The organism is Paenibacillus sp. FW126-R14, from assembly GCF_058789495.1.
Genome location: NZ_JBYTBS010000004.1, coordinates 1 through 16,911, shown reverse-complemented (window position 1 = coordinate 16,911; position 16,911 = coordinate 1). Strand labels below are relative to the sequence as shown.

The 16,911-nt window shown below is 48.7% G+C and carries 10 protein-coding genes; 8 read left to right on the top strand and 2 right to left on the bottom strand.

The window, feature by feature from the left end:
* The first annotated feature begins 64 nt into the window (after nucleotides 1-64).
* The 3 genes from AC3WRW_RS03830 to AC3WRW_RS03820 all read left to right on the top strand — a co-directional run bounded on the left by AC3WRW_RS03830 (nucleotide 65) and on the right by AC3WRW_RS03820 (nucleotide 11,093).
* Nucleotides 65-4,519 carry an endo-alpha-N-acetylgalactosaminidase family protein gene (locus tag AC3WRW_RS03830; protein ID WP_492545036.1) on the top strand — a complete coding sequence of 1,485 codons (4,455 nt, stop codon included), beginning with the start codon at nucleotides 65-67 and terminating at the stop codon, nucleotides 4,517-4,519.
* A gap of 102 nt (nucleotides 4,520-4,621) precedes the next feature.
* On the top strand, nucleotides 4,622-10,555 hold the full coding sequence (locus tag AC3WRW_RS03825; RefSeq protein WP_492545035.1) for an endo-alpha-N-acetylgalactosaminidase family protein: 5,934 nt from the start codon (nucleotides 4,622-4,624) through the stop codon (nucleotides 10,553-10,555).
* A 367-nt stretch (nucleotides 10,556-10,922) separates the two neighbouring features.
* Nucleotides 10,923-11,093 (top strand): GapA-binding peptide SR1P, encoded by a 171-nt coding sequence (locus tag AC3WRW_RS03820; protein WP_492545034.1) that lies wholly within the window; start codon nucleotides 10,923-10,925, stop codon nucleotides 11,091-11,093.
* Nucleotides 11,094-11,478: 385 nt separating this feature from the next.
* Here AC3WRW_RS03820 and AC3WRW_RS03815 read toward each other — a convergent pair whose 3' ends face one another.
* Nucleotides 11,479-11,958: a hypothetical protein gene (locus AC3WRW_RS03815; RefSeq protein WP_492545033.1), complete on the bottom strand. Its 480-nt coding sequence runs from the start codon at nucleotides 11,956-11,958 to the stop codon at nucleotides 11,479-11,481.
* A 201-nt stretch (nucleotides 11,959-12,159) separates the two neighbouring features.
* Here AC3WRW_RS03815 and rfbG point away from each other — a divergent pair, with 201 nt between their 5' ends.
* Genes rfbG through AC3WRW_RS03790 form a run of 5 tightly spaced genes read left to right on the top strand, consistent with a single transcriptional unit; the run spans nucleotide 12,160 to nucleotide 16,650 of the window.
* Nucleotides 12,160-13,275, top strand: a complete 1,116-nt coding sequence (rfbG, locus tag AC3WRW_RS03810; protein ID WP_492545032.1) for a CDP-glucose 4,6-dehydratase — start codon at nucleotides 12,160-12,162, stop codon at nucleotides 13,273-13,275.
* Nucleotides 13,265-13,816 (top strand): dTDP-4-dehydrorhamnose 3,5-epimerase, encoded by a 552-nt coding sequence (gene rfbC, locus AC3WRW_RS03805; protein ID WP_492545031.1) that lies wholly within the window; start codon nucleotides 13,265-13,267, stop codon nucleotides 13,814-13,816. Before rfbG ends, rfbC begins: the two co-directional genes overlap by 11 nt.
* A complete protein-coding gene (locus tag AC3WRW_RS03800) occupies nucleotides 13,813-14,817 on the top strand; it encodes a glycosyltransferase family 2 protein (protein WP_492545030.1) in 1,005 nt (334 codons plus the stop codon). The genes rfbC and AC3WRW_RS03800 overlap by 4 nt, the downstream gene beginning before the upstream one ends.
* A 7-nt stretch (nucleotides 14,818-14,824) precedes the next feature.
* Complete coding sequence (locus AC3WRW_RS03795) at nucleotides 14,825-15,517, top strand: GNAT family N-acetyltransferase (protein ID WP_492545029.1); 693 nt, start codon at nucleotides 14,825-14,827, stop codon at nucleotides 15,515-15,517.
* A 2-nt stretch (nucleotides 15,518-15,519) separates the two neighbouring features.
* Nucleotides 15,520-16,650, top strand: coding sequence for a DegT/DnrJ/EryC1/StrS family aminotransferase (locus AC3WRW_RS03790; RefSeq protein WP_492545028.1), 1,131 nt, complete (start codon nucleotides 15,520-15,522; stop codon nucleotides 16,648-16,650).
* 39 nt (nucleotides 16,651-16,689) lie between these two features.
* Here AC3WRW_RS03790 and AC3WRW_RS03785 read toward each other — a convergent pair.
* Nucleotides 16,690-16,911, bottom strand: a 222-nt coding sequence (locus AC3WRW_RS03785; protein WP_492545027.1) for a hypothetical protein, incomplete at its 5' end; no start/stop codon positions are given.

The following is a 16,911-nucleotide window of genomic DNA, read 5'->3' as shown; positions in this document are numbered from 1 at the left end:
GTATCATGTCGAAGATTCACGAACAGGAAACAGGGGAACTTTATCAGAGAGGGTGAAAGGTTGAATGAAATCAAGGAATCGTAAGTTGAAAAAAGGCGTTACCGTTTCTCTAGCATTGCTTACAGCTCTGCAAATGTATGCCGCAGTTCCAAGCACTACAGTGCTAGCTGCCGATGGGGAGGCTTATTTCCAAGACTATAACAACGGTCAGATCGGCGGTTGGAAGAAAACGTCCGGCACCGCCACCTTCAGCGTCGTGAACAACATGCTCAAAGTCGTGACTTCCGGGGTAACTTTGATGGTTGACGACAATTCGCCATCCTTGCAGAACGCCGAACTGGAAACAAAGCTGCGGGTCGAGAGCGGACAAGGCCGTTATGGCTTCTTGTTCCGGTATGTCGATGTGAATAATTTTGCCGGCGTCGTCTATGACAACGGGAATTGGCTCTATTATTACTATAAAAACGGTGTGGAATCATACGGCACGATCGCTTCCAAGTCGATGTCTACGAATCAAACCTATGATATCAAAATCAGGTATGTCGATTCGGATATTATTTTATGGATCGACGGGGAGAAGGTTGCGGCTGCCACTGTCGGAGGGATGCCATCGGCACCGGGGAAAATCGGGATGAGAACGTGGTACGACAGCAAAACACTGTACCTCGACGATACCAAATTAACGCCGTACACGAAGCCGGCGGCTCCTCAGCCCGACCCGAATGCCGTGAACTATGTGCTTGAATCGGGCACTTTGAAAGCGGAAGTGGACAGTACGTTCCCACGCGTAGACAACTACGTATGGAAAGCAACCGGGGCTGTCATGAACGGTCAGAAAAATTATTTATACGCCGTGAAAATCAACGGGGAAGAGTATTGGCCGAAAACGACGGCGGTAAAAGCTGGCAACAGCGTCATCTACACGATGAATGTGGAAGAGCTCGCGGTTCAAATGAAGGTGAAATTGGAAGTGGTGGACAATACGCTCGACATGAAGTTCACCGAGATTCAAGAAAACGGGACAACAAAAGTGAAAACCATTGAATTCCCGAACCATAGTCTGGTCTCCGTTTCTTCGACACAGCCGAAAGCGCAGGAGACGGCAGCGTGGTTCACCGGCGAATGGAATAAAGTATTTGAGGAATACAACGATTTGAAAAACGGGGCGCAAAACTTGAATCCAAGCGGCCGCACATTCGGGTTCGTCAATTCCGATAAGCTGGCGGCGACGATTGTCAATAATGTCATCAATGGCAATGACAAAGTACGTGCGAGCGTTACGGATGCTGCTCCGGGCGAGAAGATTGCATCGCTTGCGAACGGCGCTTGGACATACCGTGAAAGCATGGTCGCACCGGCTCCGGAGGCGCTGCCTTGGTCTAAAGTCATTATTACGCCGGATGCCAACAATGACGGTGTTGTCGACTGGCAGGACGGCGCTATCGTCTACCGCAGCCATTCGGATATGCCATACGGAAGCGACATGATTAAAGACAACATTTCATGGATCAGCATGAATATCGCAACGACCGGGATGCCGTTTCTGCGCTCGCTGGACAACGGCAAGAAAATTTCCCATTTGACCGACGGCTTCGGCCAAATTGTTCTGCAGAAAGGCTATCAAGCGGAAGGCCACGATGACTCGCATCCTGACTATGGCGGCCACATCGGCATTCGCCAGGGCGGGAAAGAGGACTTCAACTACTTCCTGACCGAAGGCAAGAAGTACAATATTAAGGGCGGCGTACACATCAACGCCACGGAATACCATTTGGATGCGTTCCAAACGAAGATGGCGAATTTGATCCAACCGCTCAGCAAAGGGTGGGGCTGGCTCGATCAGGCTTACTATGTCGACCAGCGCAAAGACATTGAGTCCGGTGAATTGAAACGGCGCCTCGATATGCTGAAAGCAGATACGGGAGACAATTTGGATTTCGTATATGTTGACGTCTATACAGGAGCAGGCTGGAATGCGAAGAAGCTGGCTGATTATATTAACGGCAATGGCTGGATGCTCGGAACGGAATTTGCAGGTCCGCTGCAGGAGCAGGCGTCATGGGTTCACTGGGGAACAGATCCGGGATACCCGAACCAGGGGGATGACAGCAAAATCGTCCGTTTTATTCGCAACACGAATGTCGACGGCTTTATGAGCGATCCGCTTTTGAAAGGCAACAAACAGTCCGGTGTCGGTTACTGGCAGCCGAACTCGCAGTTCTACAGCTACCAGGAAGTGACGAAAACGTTCTTTAACCAGAACTTGCCGACGAAATATATGCAGCATTTCCCGATTACGAAAATGACGAACGATCGCGTTGATTTTGAAGGCCATGTATCAGTTGCACGCTCTGCGGCCGACGGTAAAATTCATCTAAGCAAAGACGGCAATGATATCGCGATTATGACAGATTCCAGCAATATTACGAACAGTACGGTCTTCATCCCTTGGGATCCGGTGAAAGAAGACAAAATTTATCACTGGAATCCGGCAGGCGGCAGTACGACATGGAAGCTTCCGGCCTCATGGGGACAGGTGCAAACAGCGAAGCTGTATAAGCTAACGGACGTCGGCCGTGAGTTGGTTGGCGATGTGAACGCAGTTAACGGACAAGTGACGCTTACGGCCGATCCGAATGTCGGTTATGTGCTGTACAAGACGGCAGCGCCGCAGGAGCCGGAAACGGTATGGGGCGCAGGCAGCCCCGTCAAAGATCCGGGTTTTGACAGTCATCAGTGGGGAACTTGGAGCAAATCGTCTTCCGCCGGTACGACGGATCATATTTCCTTCAAGAAAAACAGCAACGCTGACGATTACTTGGAAGTGAAAGGACCGCAAGACGCAAGGGTGGAGCAGGTGATCACGGGACTTGAGCCAGGCAAAACTTACAGTGCATCCGTCTGGGTGAATGTAAACGGACCGGACCGCAAATCTTCGATAAGCGTGAAGCAGGGCGATACGGAAGTATCCAATTACTTGGAAGATACGAAGCTGAAATATTTTGCTCCTCAGCACAAATACTACAATACGAACTTCCAGCGTGTGAAAGTCAATTTTGACGCGGTGGGCCCTACGGCAACGCTTGCGCTTAACGTTGTACCCGGGGATGCAACCGTTTCGTTCGATGATGTGCGGATATGGAAAAATCCTGGGAAAACCGATGCCACAGGCACTGTTCTCAATGAAGATTTCGAGAATGTCGATGAAGCATGGGGGCCTTTCGTTTATGCGAAGGCTGGCAGCGTGCAGACGCATATGGTAGAAACGAACGGCCAACAAGAGAAATCGTACGTGCTGGATGGCCGCTTCTCGCTGAAAACGAATGAAGGCGGAGCGGGCGAATGGCTGCGCACACTGCCGCAAACGCTGCGTTTGGAAACCAATAAAACGTATCATTTGACGATGCAGGCCAAAGCCGATGTGGCCAATCAGTATACGGTTGCCGTACGTGTGAACGATAACGGGACCATTCGCGATCTTGCGACCAAAACGCTGCCGGCGGGAGCAAGCACCGTTGACTTGACGTTCACGACAGACAATGCCAAGAATGCTTACCTGGCTATTGTGAAAGGCGCGGACAACAGCAGTGCCGAGCTCGGAGGCCAGCTTGTAGTCGATAACATCCGCGTGACGGATGAAACGGTCAGCGCGGTGACCGGCGTGGTGCTCGACAAAACAGCCGTTTCCGTCGGGGAAGGGCAAACCGTGGAATTGAAGGCTACGGTGCAGCCGGAGAACGCGACGAACAAGAACGTCACTTGGGCCAGCAGCGACGCAGCGATTGCCAAGGTTGAGGTTGTTGACGGGAAAGCCGTCGTCACGGGCCTCAAAGCGGGCACCGCTGCCATTACGGCGACGACTGCAGACGGCAATTTCCATGCAACAGCGCAAGTTACGGTTACGAAGGTGGTAACCGTACCAGCGACAACGCTGCTCGTATCGCCGGCTACCGTGCAAACAGGTCAAACCTTCAAGGTTCGGGTAGGTTTAACAGACGTCACACAAGCTGTGTATGCACAGGATCTGACGATTGCCTACGATGCTTCGCTGATGGAATATGTTTCAGCTGCGTCCGCTCAAACCGGCATCAGCATTGTCTCCAAATCGGATGCAACGCCTGGCAGCGTGCGGTTCATCGTTGCGAGCCAAGGGGCAGGGCATGCGATCAGCGGCAGCGGCGATGTGCTTGAGCTGACCTTTAAAGCGAAAGACCTCTTGCAGCCGGCGGCAGGCCGCATCGCGGTGACGCAGGCGCTGCTCGGGGATGCGATGGGACACGAAACGAGCGCAACGCTCGGATCGGGAAGCATCTCCATCGTCACGCCTCCTCCAGGTTTGCCGGGCGATGTCAACGGGGACAACCGAGTGTCCATCGGCGACCTCGCGATGATCGCAGCGAACTATGGCAAAGATTCCAGCAGCCCGGATTGGGAGCTTGTGAAGAAAGCCGACGTTACCGGCGATAACAAAATCGATATCGACGATCTAGTGAAAGTGGCTAGGCTGATCATCGAATAATTTAAGGAATAAGGATTATATTTTGCGCGAAGACCCGAGAGAAGGAAGCTTGAACAAGGCGTTCACTTTCGGGTCTTTTTAATTTGAATAGGAGGCTACGCGGTGAAACAGTTCAGAAATGCAATAAGCTCCTTTCTTGCAGGTACACTTATCGTTTCAGGCTTCATTCCAATCCTGCCCGCATCGGCAGCTGCGAATGTCGTTTACACGAATAATTTTGAGAGTGGTTCCGAAATCAATCTTACGGACAGAGGACTCGTTACCTCTGACACTGCGATCAGCGCAAGGACGGCATACTCCGATATGAACGGCCAATTTCTTGCGGCCAAAAATCCGAACGGGGCAAACGAGATTTTTTATTTTGACGATATGCCTAATGTCGCTAATGGGACGTTTGAAGCGAAGCTGAACATAGATGGGGGCATCTCGGAACAATTCGGCCTTATCGCCAGATATCAAGATCCCATGCATTATGCCATGGTTTCACGCGATCCGAACGGTTGGTTATGGGACGGATTTAACGGGGGAAGCGAGAAGTGGGGCACCTACCTGAACAAATCGATCAAGCTGGATCCCGGTAAAACATATGCTTTGAAAATGACATTCCAAGGGGATACGTATGAAGTGTATCTTGACGACGCGTTAGCTTACAGCTCAACGTCAGGCGGAGCTCTGCCTCTTGCAGCAGGTAAAGTCGGTTTCCGGTCTTATTATTCTACGAAAACATTAAACATTGACGATGTGAAAGTGACGGATAGCGATAAGAACAACGCCGTTGTGTACACAAGAAATTTCAATGGCGATGCAGAACCAGGTTTGCATGTAAGTGCGGCAAATGCCAATCTTCCCCAATATACATTAAAAACGCCGATTCCCGGTTTCGATGGCAAATTTGCACAAGTGATTACGACGAACGGCTCAAGTCAAGTCGTTGACAGTAAATCTCCCTTGGCATTGAACGGAACCTACAGCGCTAAGTTCCAGCTGAATGGTGATTACCAAGAAGCAGGTTTGTTGTTCCGTTATGTGGATGAAAGCAACTGGAGTTCCGTTAAGACGGACCGGGCCGGCAATTGGAAGTTGATCGGGAAAAAAGACGGACACGATGTTTCATTTCATTTAATAACGACTTCGCAGCCTTTAAGTTTAGAGAAAGCTCATCTGGTCACGATAACTTATACAGGCGATCTCTACACGCTTTCTGTAGACGGTAATACCATTTATTCCGGCACACAGGTGGGAATGTCCGTTACCCATGGCAATGAAGGTTATGCAGCAAGTTCTTTGGGCACATTAACAGCTTATTTGGATGATATTCAGGTAACGTATAACGAAGATGATGTATATATTCCTCCGAAACCAACCACTTACATTCGGGATTACAGCGATGGCCGGACCGGAACATGGAACAAAATCGACGGTACGGCTTATTCGCCTGCCCCCGCAATAGCAAATAATAAGCTGAGCTTCACCAATTTGTTTGGTGAAATTTACGATAACGATTCGCTGCCGATGCAAGACGGTACCTATACGGTTAAATTTAGAACAAATATCGATACAGGACGTATCGGCTTTATTTTCAGATATCTGTCACCGGACCAGCCCTACGCCATGATTTATTATAATGTGAATGGAAATTGGGGATGGCAGACGGACGCCTCACACTATGGCGACCTGACAACCAGCGGTCCGAATATTGAAGCAAACAAAGATTATACATTGAAAATAAAATATATCGGAAAAAACATTAAAGTTTGGTTGAACGATACTTTGGTCTGTACGGGAAGTGCGGATTTCCCGGTCGCGGAAGGCAAAATAGGCTTGAGAAGCTGGTTTACCTCAAAAAATATCACCATTTCTCAAATTTCCCAAGAAGCTTATGTGCCGCAGGCGCCGCCTCAACCGACTCCGTTGCAGCCGGTAACGATCTCTTCTGACAAATTAAGCGTGAGCATGGACAATCGCTTCCCGGCGGTACGCAGCTATACTTGGTTGGGGAATGAAGCTCAAGGCGCAACGCTCCAAGGTCAAAACGATTTTCTGTACAACGTCAAAATCAACGGCAACGACGGTTTTGCAACCGTTCGCAGCACAACCAAAACAGCCGAGGATACGATCGTTTATCAGCTGGATGTTCCCGTCGTTGACGACAATACGGAAGAACCGGCGGGCAATGTGAATATGACAGTAAGCTATACAGTGGCAGGCAGCGTTGTGAACATGAACACACACATCATAGATGAACCTGCCGGTTACAAAGTGCGCACTGTCGAGTTTCCAAACCATAAGCTTGTTACCGTATCCAGCAGCAATCCGGATGCACAAGGGGCTGCCTCATGGGTTACCGGAGAATGGAACAAAATGAGCGATGAGTTTTATACGAATGATGCCGCTTATGGAGCGAAGCTGAAAGACCAAGCGGCAGGCAGCAGGCTGAGGACATATGGCTTTGTGAGCGATGGCCGGTTAGCGGCGGCAATCATGAATGATGTTGTTGAGACGCCATCTAAAGTGGTGATGAACATTGAGGCGGAAAGCAGCGGTACGAACAAACAGCTGTCAATGTGGAACGGGGCTTGGACGTCAAGAGGCGATATCATCGATGACAGCAAATTCCCGCCGAAATTCGATTTCTCCTCGAAAATTATCATTGCGCCGGATAAAAATGGCGACCACACGGCGGATTGGAAGGACGCGGCAATCGATTTCAGGAGCCTTTGGTCGCAAAATCTTCATCCAGGCGCGAATGAAATCAATAATTATGTCTCTTATATCGCAATGAATTTCAACAGTATCGCGCAAAATCCGTATTTGCGAACCTTGGACAATGCAAAAAAGCTCTACAATCTTTACGATGGATTCGGCCAGCTTATTCTGGAAAAAGGGTATCAAGCGGAGGGGCATGATGACAGCCATCCGGATGTGGCCGGGCATTTTGGCATTAGAGAAGGCGGCCTGAAAGATTTTAACACGCTGGTGGACGAAGGACTCAAATACAATGTAAAAGTTGGCGTTCACACGAACATCGACGGTCAGGACCCGGATGCCTTTTATGCAAAACCTGAAAATTGGGGGAGCATGAGCTCGAATTATGACTGGGTTGATCCAACGTATCCGACGGATCACGCCAAAGATTTGGCTGGGGGAGACTTAGAACGAAGGTATACGCAGTTGAAACAAGAAGTTCCGAACTTGGCTATGATCTACGATGATGTTTACAGCGGCGCAGGCTGGCATGCCAATCAGTTCTCCAATATTATACAAAATAAATTAGGTTTTTGGTTTGCCACGGAGTTCTCCGGACCTTTGGAGGAAAACGTCATTTGGACCCATTGGGGGACAGATCCGTATTATCCGAGCAAAACGCCGGGCAGTCAAATTATTAGGTTTATTAAAAACCAATATCAAGACACTTTCCAAGCGCCGAGCCCGTATACGAGCATTCTTTTGAAAGGGATGCTGCAGGCTGGCGTGGGAACTTGGCAGGGAAGAACGGACATTCAGAATGGGATCGATTTATTTTACAATAACAACCTTGTTACAAAGTATATGCAGCATTTCCCGATACTCAATTACACGCACGATGATGCAGGTATGGATAAAACGGTCGTCTTCTCGGGCGGGGTAGTGGCTTCCTTGGACGAATACCATGCCGATCCGGCAGATCCGAACTTTATGATTGGCACGGCTTCACTTAAGAAAGACGGCAAAATCATTGCCAAATATGATGTGCTGAATCATAAAGATTGGGGTGACACTGGCGTTGGACAGCTGGATGTAGGCAAACAACAAAGCCAGCTGTTCCTGCCATGGGATCCGCAAACGGAATCGAAAATCTATTACTGGAATCCGAAAGGCGGTTCAACAACTTGGGAGCTCCCGAATAGCTGGAGCGGATTAACTTCAATTGAGATGTATAAACTTACGGATACCGGTCGTGTATGGGATCGTACGCTGCCTGTTTCGAATGGTTCAGTTACGATTAGCGGCACGACAATCGGTGTTCCTTACATCGTTTATAAAACCAAATCGGAGGAACAGAATGCGTCGACGCAGAAAGCAAGCAACTGGGGCTTCGGGGGTCCGCTGAAGGACCCTGGCTTCGACAGCGGCTCGTTCGATTTTTGGCATAAAACATCCACAACCGGCGCTGGAGCCCCTAACGTCACGTTAGAGCACGATGCTATGAGGAACAGCTTCCTGAAAGTAACAGGCAAAGATGATGCCACTATCACACAGACCGTATATGGGCTTCACCCGGGTAAAACGTACACGGCATCCGTTTGGGCAGATATCAACAATGCTGCAAGCATGAACGGCAACGAGTATAAATCGCCGAGCACTTCAGACAGAAAAGTGACCATTGGCGTCAAAGATTATGGCGGCCCGGAAATAACGAATTATATCAACTCCTCGAAGATAAAGAATCTAGAAGAGCCTAGCAAATTCAAGAATACGTATTATCAAAGAATGAAAGTTGATTTTACGGCAGACGCTTCCGGAAAAGCGACGATTTTCTTGAAAGCTGACGCAGTGGCTAGCGCTCCTTCCAATGTTTGGTTCGACGATGTGAAGCTTTGGGAGAACCCAGGCAAAACTGAGGCTGGTACACATTACTTCTATGAGGACTTTGAAAATGTATCCGAAGGTTACGGTCCGTTTATGTTTCAGGCGGCCGCCAGCGGCGGTCAAACGCATTTGGCTGAGAAAGCAAGCGATGCGCTGAAAGCTGCTGATCCGAACATTTCACAACCGATGCATTACGTGATTGATGGGAATTTCTCATTGAAGTCTAACGAACAAGATTTTATCAATAGCACAGGGACGCCTCTTGTTTCAGAGATCTTGGCAACCGTACCGTCCACGCTGAAGTTATTGCCGAATAAGCATTACAAAATCGGCCTTAAATATGAGGCAAATAAAGGTGGATTGTACCGATTGTCTGCGAAGTCGAGATCAAACGGGCCTGCTTATAACGTATCTTTATCCGAAGCAACCGGGACCGGGAAATCCAACATTCCAGGATTTGCTCTGCCGATTATTAAATCTAAGGGAACGGCAAATGCCGTATTGGAATTTGACACAGGAAACTACAGCGACTATTACATTGCCATCGAATCTGTGAAGCAGACAGCTCAGCCACAACTATCGGCCATCGATGTCGTTTTGGTGGTAGATGATCTGTATGTGGACGATCTATCTGCAGCTGAACAATCCGTATCTGCGTTATTAAACGGAGAGGCTGCCGTTAATGCGGGAGGTTCGTTTGAGCTGACTTACAGCTTGGCGAACGCGCATGATAATTTCTTGGCACAGGATTTGACGATCGCCTATGATCCGGCGAAGGTTGAATTTGTAGGAGCTCAGTCCGCAGCGGACGGGTTTAAGCTGTTAGAGCAAAAAGAAACGCAGGGCCAAGTGCGCATTATTGCTGCCCGTGTTGGAGCCGATCAAGCAGCGCCGACGGACGGCGATTTGTTGAAGCTGAAATGGAAAGCCAAGTCGCTTAACGAAGCAGCTACGGCTACTATCACGATAGCGAAGTTGGTGATTGCCAACGCGATGGGAGAAGAGACATCGGTGAAGACCGCTTCTCATGATATAGCCATCACATATGTAGACAAAGCGGCGCTGAACGCTCTCCTTGCAGAAGCACAACATGCGTATGAAACAGCAGTGGAAGGTGCGTATGCCGGGCAGTATCCGGCAGGAGCTAAAGCAGCGCTGCTCGCAGTCATTGACAACGCTCATGCAACAGCAGGCAATGTGGCGGCAACGCAGCAGCAAATCCAGCAAGCTGCGGCTGAATTGAGCGCTGCGCTCCAAACATTCCGCTCTTTGGTGATTACAGGAACTCCTGGAGACCTGAATCATGATAACAGAGTAAGTATCGGAGACTTGGCAATTGTTGCGAAGCACTACGGAGCATCCTCGGCTGATGCGGATTGGGATTCCATTAAGTTTGCAGATCTCAATCGAGATGGCGTGATTGATATTGCCGATCTTGCGATTCTTGCCCGAATGATATTAGACTAAAGAACCGAATGTTATTGTTAAAAACCGCCAGGGCGGCTTGCCGTTCTAGCGGTTTTTCATTGTTTAAAGCGTAATACCCCGTGCGCGGCTAAGGGGGAAATGCGGTTTCCGAGGTGGTCAAATTAAGTTATATATAACGTCATATATAGTTATGTGTAATCCGTATAATGGATATAATCCTCTATATTGAAAGAATATTATTTATATATTGTGCATTATATGCATGTATGATAATATTATGACATACTAAATGAAGAGAGAGTGGTACTGAAGGGAGATGACAATGACTGGGCTGCATCAGTTGACCCATTAACGCGGCATCCTATATATCCCGTGCGGAACGCACGTAAACAATGGAGGGAATGGCATGTCTAACTCTAACAGTGTAACACTGGAAGCAGGAGTAGCTGCTCCGAAGAATGAACTGGGCCTAATTATTTGTAAATCTTGCAATCATGTGGTTGCATCGCTGCCAACTGACGGATACAAAAAGTTTTATGTAGTGTGCCATGCATGCGAGCGCGAAGCAACGAACTAGGAAGCTAGCGGAGCATGCGAAGCTGCACACGCGGTCGCGATAGGAGTTAACTTTGTACATTGAGAGGAACAATAGTCCGCTATTTACTTATAAAACAACCTTTTAGCTCATCAAAGAGAACAGTGATCCGCTATATTCCCAATTTCAAGCGAAGTGAGGGACAGGATGGATAAATAAGACCCTGTAGTTCTTCTAGAATCTTTCCAATAGTCCACATGGCTTAAATAGCGTCCTGTAGTTCTCCACAAAAGTTCAACGTTAGCGCAACGACCTGGTTCCGAGATTTTTCCGTTCCGATCCCCGGAATCTTTCCCTATTCTCAGCCTAATCAAAAAGAAGGTGCCCCTTGCCATTTTCATGGCTTCGGGGACACCTTCTTTTTTGCTTACTTAATGACTTTGAATTGTTTCAGTACGCTTGCGAGTGTGTCTTGGTTGAAGTTTACGGCTTTCATTTGACCAAGCACGAAAGATTCGGCTTGACCGACTAATCCGCGAAGTGCTGTCATGTTTGCGGCAAGACTTTCAGGAGTTGGATTCGATACGTTAATTTGCGAAGCAAATTGACGCAATCCATCGAATAGCCCGGAAACTCCGTTTTCAGAAAGAAAGTTTGGACCGGCATAGCTTTTCACTTGATTAAAAACGTTTTGTAGATCTGTCCAAGTGCGTTCGTCTAAATTTAACTTGCTGATTTCGGCATTGATTTTGTTGAGCAGCTGGGAGCTTGTTGGATCATCCATGTTTGCATCCATAGCCCCTTGGATTTCGCCAAGCTTCTGCAAAACATTGCCAATCGGACCTTCTGTCACTCCACCTGGAATTTGTTTCAGCATTTCTTCAAGTTTTTCTAAAAGTTGACTCATCTGCAATCCCTCCTCTCTAGTAACTATCGTATGTAAGTTGTTGCCGATGTGATTGGATGATAGCTTATTATTTTTATTTTAAAAGAATAGATTTCTGCCACTTTCGGGTTGTCCCTGGCGAACATACGATATTTTGATATGAAAAACATGACAAAGCACGTTGTTTCTCTATCAGATTTGAGATGGAAGGGGGGGCAATCAATGCCAGAACACCGGATTCGGATCAACGCCGACTTCTGGAAGGGCAAGAACGTATTGGTCACAGGGCATACGGGCTTTAAAGGAACTTGGTTAAGCTTATGGCTGCAAGGCATGGGGGCCAATGTGACGGGATATTCCTTAGAACCGCCGACGACACCAAGTTTATTTGAACTTTGCCGGATGGAGGAGATTGTGTCGTCCCGGACGGCAGATATTCGTGATATGCCGGCGTTAACCGCAGCCATTCAAGAAACGGCTCCGGATATCATCTTTCACTTGGCGGCTCAACCGCTAGTTCGCGCTTCTTACATGAATCCCATCGAAACTTATGAGATCAACACGATGGGGACGGTGAATCTGCTGGAGGCCGTACGTCAAGCCGTGAAAAGCGGGGCACCGGTCAAAGCCGTCATCCATGTTTCAACCGATAAATGCTACTCACAAATGGATGAGGCAAGAGGGTACCGTGAAACAGACCGATTAGGCGGCGGCGATCCTTACTCCAACAGCAAAGCATTAACGGAATTGATCGTTGCCAGTTACCGCCAAATTTATGAGAACGAAGCAGGCCACTCGAACGCAAAGATCGCGCTCGCATCGGTGAGAGCCGGCAATGTGATCGGCGGCGGGGATTGGGCAGAGGACCGGCTTATTCCCGATTGCTTCAGGGCATTTCTTCAAGAGAACGCCGTTAAGCTCCGGTATCCGCAGGCCGTACGCCCTTGGCAGCATGTGCTTGAACCGCTTCATGGCTACTTGCTGCTTGCGCAGCATTTATATGAAGACCGCCAATTTGCGCAAGCTTGGAATTTCGGCCCTGAAGACAGCGATACGGTCACGGTGGAAGAGGTTGTCAGCCATCTGTGCAGCAAATGGGGAGAAGAGGCCTCCTATCTGGTCGATCAGGCTGAACATCCTCATGAGGCTCATGTTCTGCGCTTGGACTGTACGAAGTCCCGCAATCTCCTGGGCTGGTCACCGCGCTGGAATCTGGATACGGCGATTTCCAAATCCGTTGAATGGGTAAAAGGATACGCGCTCCAGGAAGATTGCCGGGAATTGTGTGCCAAACAAATTCAAGAATTTGTGGAGGGAAGTGAGCTTCATGATCATTAAGCCTGGCCGTCTCCAAGGCATTTATGACATTACATTAACTCCCAACAACGATCACCGGGGCTATTTTACACGCATGTATGATCAAAATACCATGATGGCGCATGGTCTTCACCGCAATTGGCTGCAAGAAAACCGCTCCTTCTCAAGGCATAAGGGGACGATTCGGGGGCTGCATTTCCAATTCAAGCCTCATGCCGAGACGAAATTGATTTGGGTCAGCAAGGGAGCGATCCTGGATGTTTTTGTCGATGTAAGAACCGATTCCCCCACCTTCGGAAGCTACGACAGCAAACTGTTAACGGAGGATAACTTTGCAATGCTTTACATTTCACCGGGCTTTGCTCATGGTTTCTGTACGTTATCGGACAATTGCGAGGTTGTCTACAAGGTAGACCATATATATTCACCGGATCATGAAGGCGGGATTTTGTGGAACGACCCTCAACTTAACATTCCATGGCCTGTGCAAGAACCGATTATTTCGGCAAAAGATCAAAAGCTGCCCCCGCTTGATAAATTAACTAAGGAGAGATTGAAATGAATCCACTCGTGAGTATTCTTATTCCGACGTACAACCGGCCGGATTATTTTGAACAAGCGCTGAAGAGCGCTCTTGCCCAAACGTATGACAATATTGAAATTGTCGTTAGCGATAACAGCGACAACAACGCTACGGAGCTTGTGGTCCGGAAGTATCAGGCTTTGCCTGGCGGCTCCAAGATCAGGTATGTCAGAAATCCTGAAAACTTGGGCCCAATTGCGAATCAACAGCAAAGCTTAAATTTGGCGAAGGGTGAATTTATTAATTATTTAATGGACGATGACTTGTTTCACCCGCAAAAAATACAAAAAATGATGGCCTACTTAATCCAGTATCCCGGCGTCTCGATGGTCACATCGCAAAGAAGGGTCATTAACTCGGCAGGACGTCAAATCTATGTTCCGCCTTTTGGAACTTTCAAACAATTGTACCCCAGAGATACGATTGTCGACGGCCGCGTGCTGACAAAGAGAATGCTTGAAGACAAAATCAACTATTTAGGAGAGCCGACGACGGTGCTGTTTCGCAGAAAAGATCTACTGGAGCCCTTTGGCGTGCTGCTGGGCAGGCAGGCTTATTTTGCCGTTGACATGGCAAGCTGGCTGAGTTTGTTAAGCAGAGGAAAAGGCGTTTACATGGTCCAGCCGCTCAGCTATTTGCGGTATCACTCGCAGCAGTTGTCACAGCATGAGATGGCCAAAGAGGTTGCCAAAATGGACATCGAAACATTTAAACATTTTGCCGTACAACAGGGCTATGCGACAGAGAAAATGATCAAGGACTTTGAGAAGCAGCAGGATAAGAGGGGCATGAAATACAATCCAAAAACGAACCAACAAACGCTTCAGCAAATCAACCAGAAACTGCTGCAAGATTCGGTCAAGAAAGCGAACCAAAAGCCGAGTCCAAAGCCCGTTCAACCATTCAATCCTGCCCTTCTTCAAGATACGATCAAGAAAATGATCCAGCAAACGAATGCGACAAAGAAAAAGAAAGGGTGATTGCGCTGTGAGATCGATTCTTCGGGATTATAAACAAGCGCGGGGCGAGCAGATTGTATCGTATTGTTTGCCCATCATCGTCGATGGCAAAGTTCAAGGCCGACTAAGGCCCCTAACCCTCGAATCCATTGATCACGAGGATGTTATCCAATCATTGATGGAATGGCGGGTTGCCGCCGGCCAGTGGTTTGCCACGCAGTTTCCTCCGAATGAGGAAGGAACGCGGGCATGGACACAGCATCAAATCATAGATGTGGATGACCGGATTTTATTCATTATTGAAGATGAAGACCATACGCCTATCGGGCAAATCGGACTCATGCACTATGATGAAACGGCCAAAACATGCGAATATGATAACTTGCTTAGGGGACGTAAAGGCCGGTATGGCAACATTGTGCTGCATGCGCTGCTTACTTTGGGCGGATGGAGTTTACGGGAATTGGGCGTAGAGAAAGGCTATCTCAATGTGCTATCGGATAATGCCCGCGCGATTCATATTTATGAAACCTTAGGGGCTGTGGAAGTTCAGAGGACACCGCTGCGCAAGGAAATCGAAGGCGAAGTGATCCGCTGGGTTCCCGCTCAGGATCAGCCGGACGGCGAACCGGAACGGGAAATGGTGACGATGGTGATTACGCGGGAAGCTTTTATTCGCAGATTCGGGCATATGATCGATTTGGACAATGGGGAGGGATAAACGTGGACATAAGGCTGTTCAAGCCATCCGTTGGCGATGAAGAACTGGAGAGCATTAGACAAGTATTTGAGAAAGCTTGGCTTGGGCTCGGTCCCCGAGTAGGCGAGTTCGAGAAAAAATGGAGCGACTATATTGGCTGTGCGGAATCGGTAGGCGTCAATTCCTGCACGGCTGCGCTTCATCTGGCATTGTCCGCTTTTAAATTCCCGCGGGGAAAAAAAGTGCTGGTCCCCGTTGTCACCTTCGCCGCCACCGCCATGGCGGTTCTGTATAACGGGCTAGTGCCGGTGTTTGTCGATGCGGATGAGACGACTTTTGGCATCAGCATGGAAGATTTGGAGCGGAAATACGATCAAGACTGCGTCGCCGTCATTCCCGTTCACTTCATGGGTCATCCCGTCCCTATGGACCAGCTGATGCCGTGGGCTCAAGCGCGCGGACTCAAGGTCATTGAGGATACGGCGCACTCGGCAGGGGGAAAATATAAAGGCAAAGCGCTTGGCACTTGGGGCGATATCGGATGCTTTAGTTTTGAAGAAAAAAAATGTATGACAACCGGTGACGGCGGGATGATTTCGTCCAACGATCCGGAGCTGCTGCGTCCGCTGCGTCATTCCCGCTGGGTTGGGATCAACAAAGACACCTGGGAGCGTTATGAGGAAAATGCCTCGTATCACGCGGATGCCAACAGCTGGTACTACGAAATATCCGATGTCGGCTATAAGTACAATATGAACGATCTCATGGCGTCGATCGGTCTCGTGCAATTAACGAAGCTGGATGCGATGAACCGGAGAAGAGAAGCGATTATCGGTCAGTATGTGGCAGGTCTTGCCGGCAGCAGCCATGTTCGCCCGGCACTGCCGTACAACTTGCACGATTCTTCGTACTGGGCATTTGTCGTTCGCGTGAAGGAGAGAGAGCAATTTATTTTGCACATGAAGAAAAAAGGCGTGGCCACCGGCGTTCATTATATGCCGCTAACGATGCATCCGCTTTTTGTGCCCTATAAAACAGAAACACCGAATGCGGATACGCTTTGGCGTGAACTCGTTACGCTCCCGCTGTTCGCTGATTTAACGGATGAGGAGATTGCGTATGTCCTGGAGAGCGCTGAATCATATGCGCCTTAAGCGAGCAGCAGTTCGGTGAACCGACGAATGTGAAAGAAGCTAAGTCACTTGTATGTGCTTAGCTTCTTTGCTTTTGGCGCAGATTGTCTTTTTCATTAGATTGCGGTAAACTTTGACCGGCGATTTTGAGGGAAAGCTTCTTTCAGATCCAGTGATAAGCCATGTTGCGGGAACTGTAGGGCGTGAGCGACCAATGGTAAAGTCGTGTAATTTAGCAGGTGGAACTCCTGCTTGGAAAGGCAAAAGCCATGCCGCCAATAG

Excerpts from the sequence above, each read along its gene's own strand:
- AC3WRW_RS03830 (WP_492545036.1), top strand. The coding sequence starts at position 65 with ATGAAATCAAGGAATCGTAAGTTGAAAAAAGGCGTTACCGTTTCTCTA.
- AC3WRW_RS03820 (WP_492545034.1), top strand. The coding sequence starts at position 10,923 with ATGTCTAACTCTAACAGTGTAACACTGGAAGCAGGAGTAGCTGCTCCG.
- AC3WRW_RS03815 (WP_492545033.1), bottom strand. The coding sequence starts at position 11,958 with ATGAGTCAACTTTTAGAAAAACTTGAAGAAATGCTGAAACAAATTCCA.
- rfbG (WP_492545032.1), top strand. The coding sequence starts at position 12,160 with ATGCCAGAACACCGGATTCGGATCAACGCCGACTTCTGGAAGGGCAAG.
- rfbC (WP_492545031.1), top strand. The coding sequence starts at position 13,265 with ATGATCATTAAGCCTGGCCGTCTCCAAGGCATTTATGACATTACATTA.
- AC3WRW_RS03800 (WP_492545030.1), top strand. The coding sequence starts at position 13,813 with ATGAATCCACTCGTGAGTATTCTTATTCCGACGTACAACCGGCCGGAT.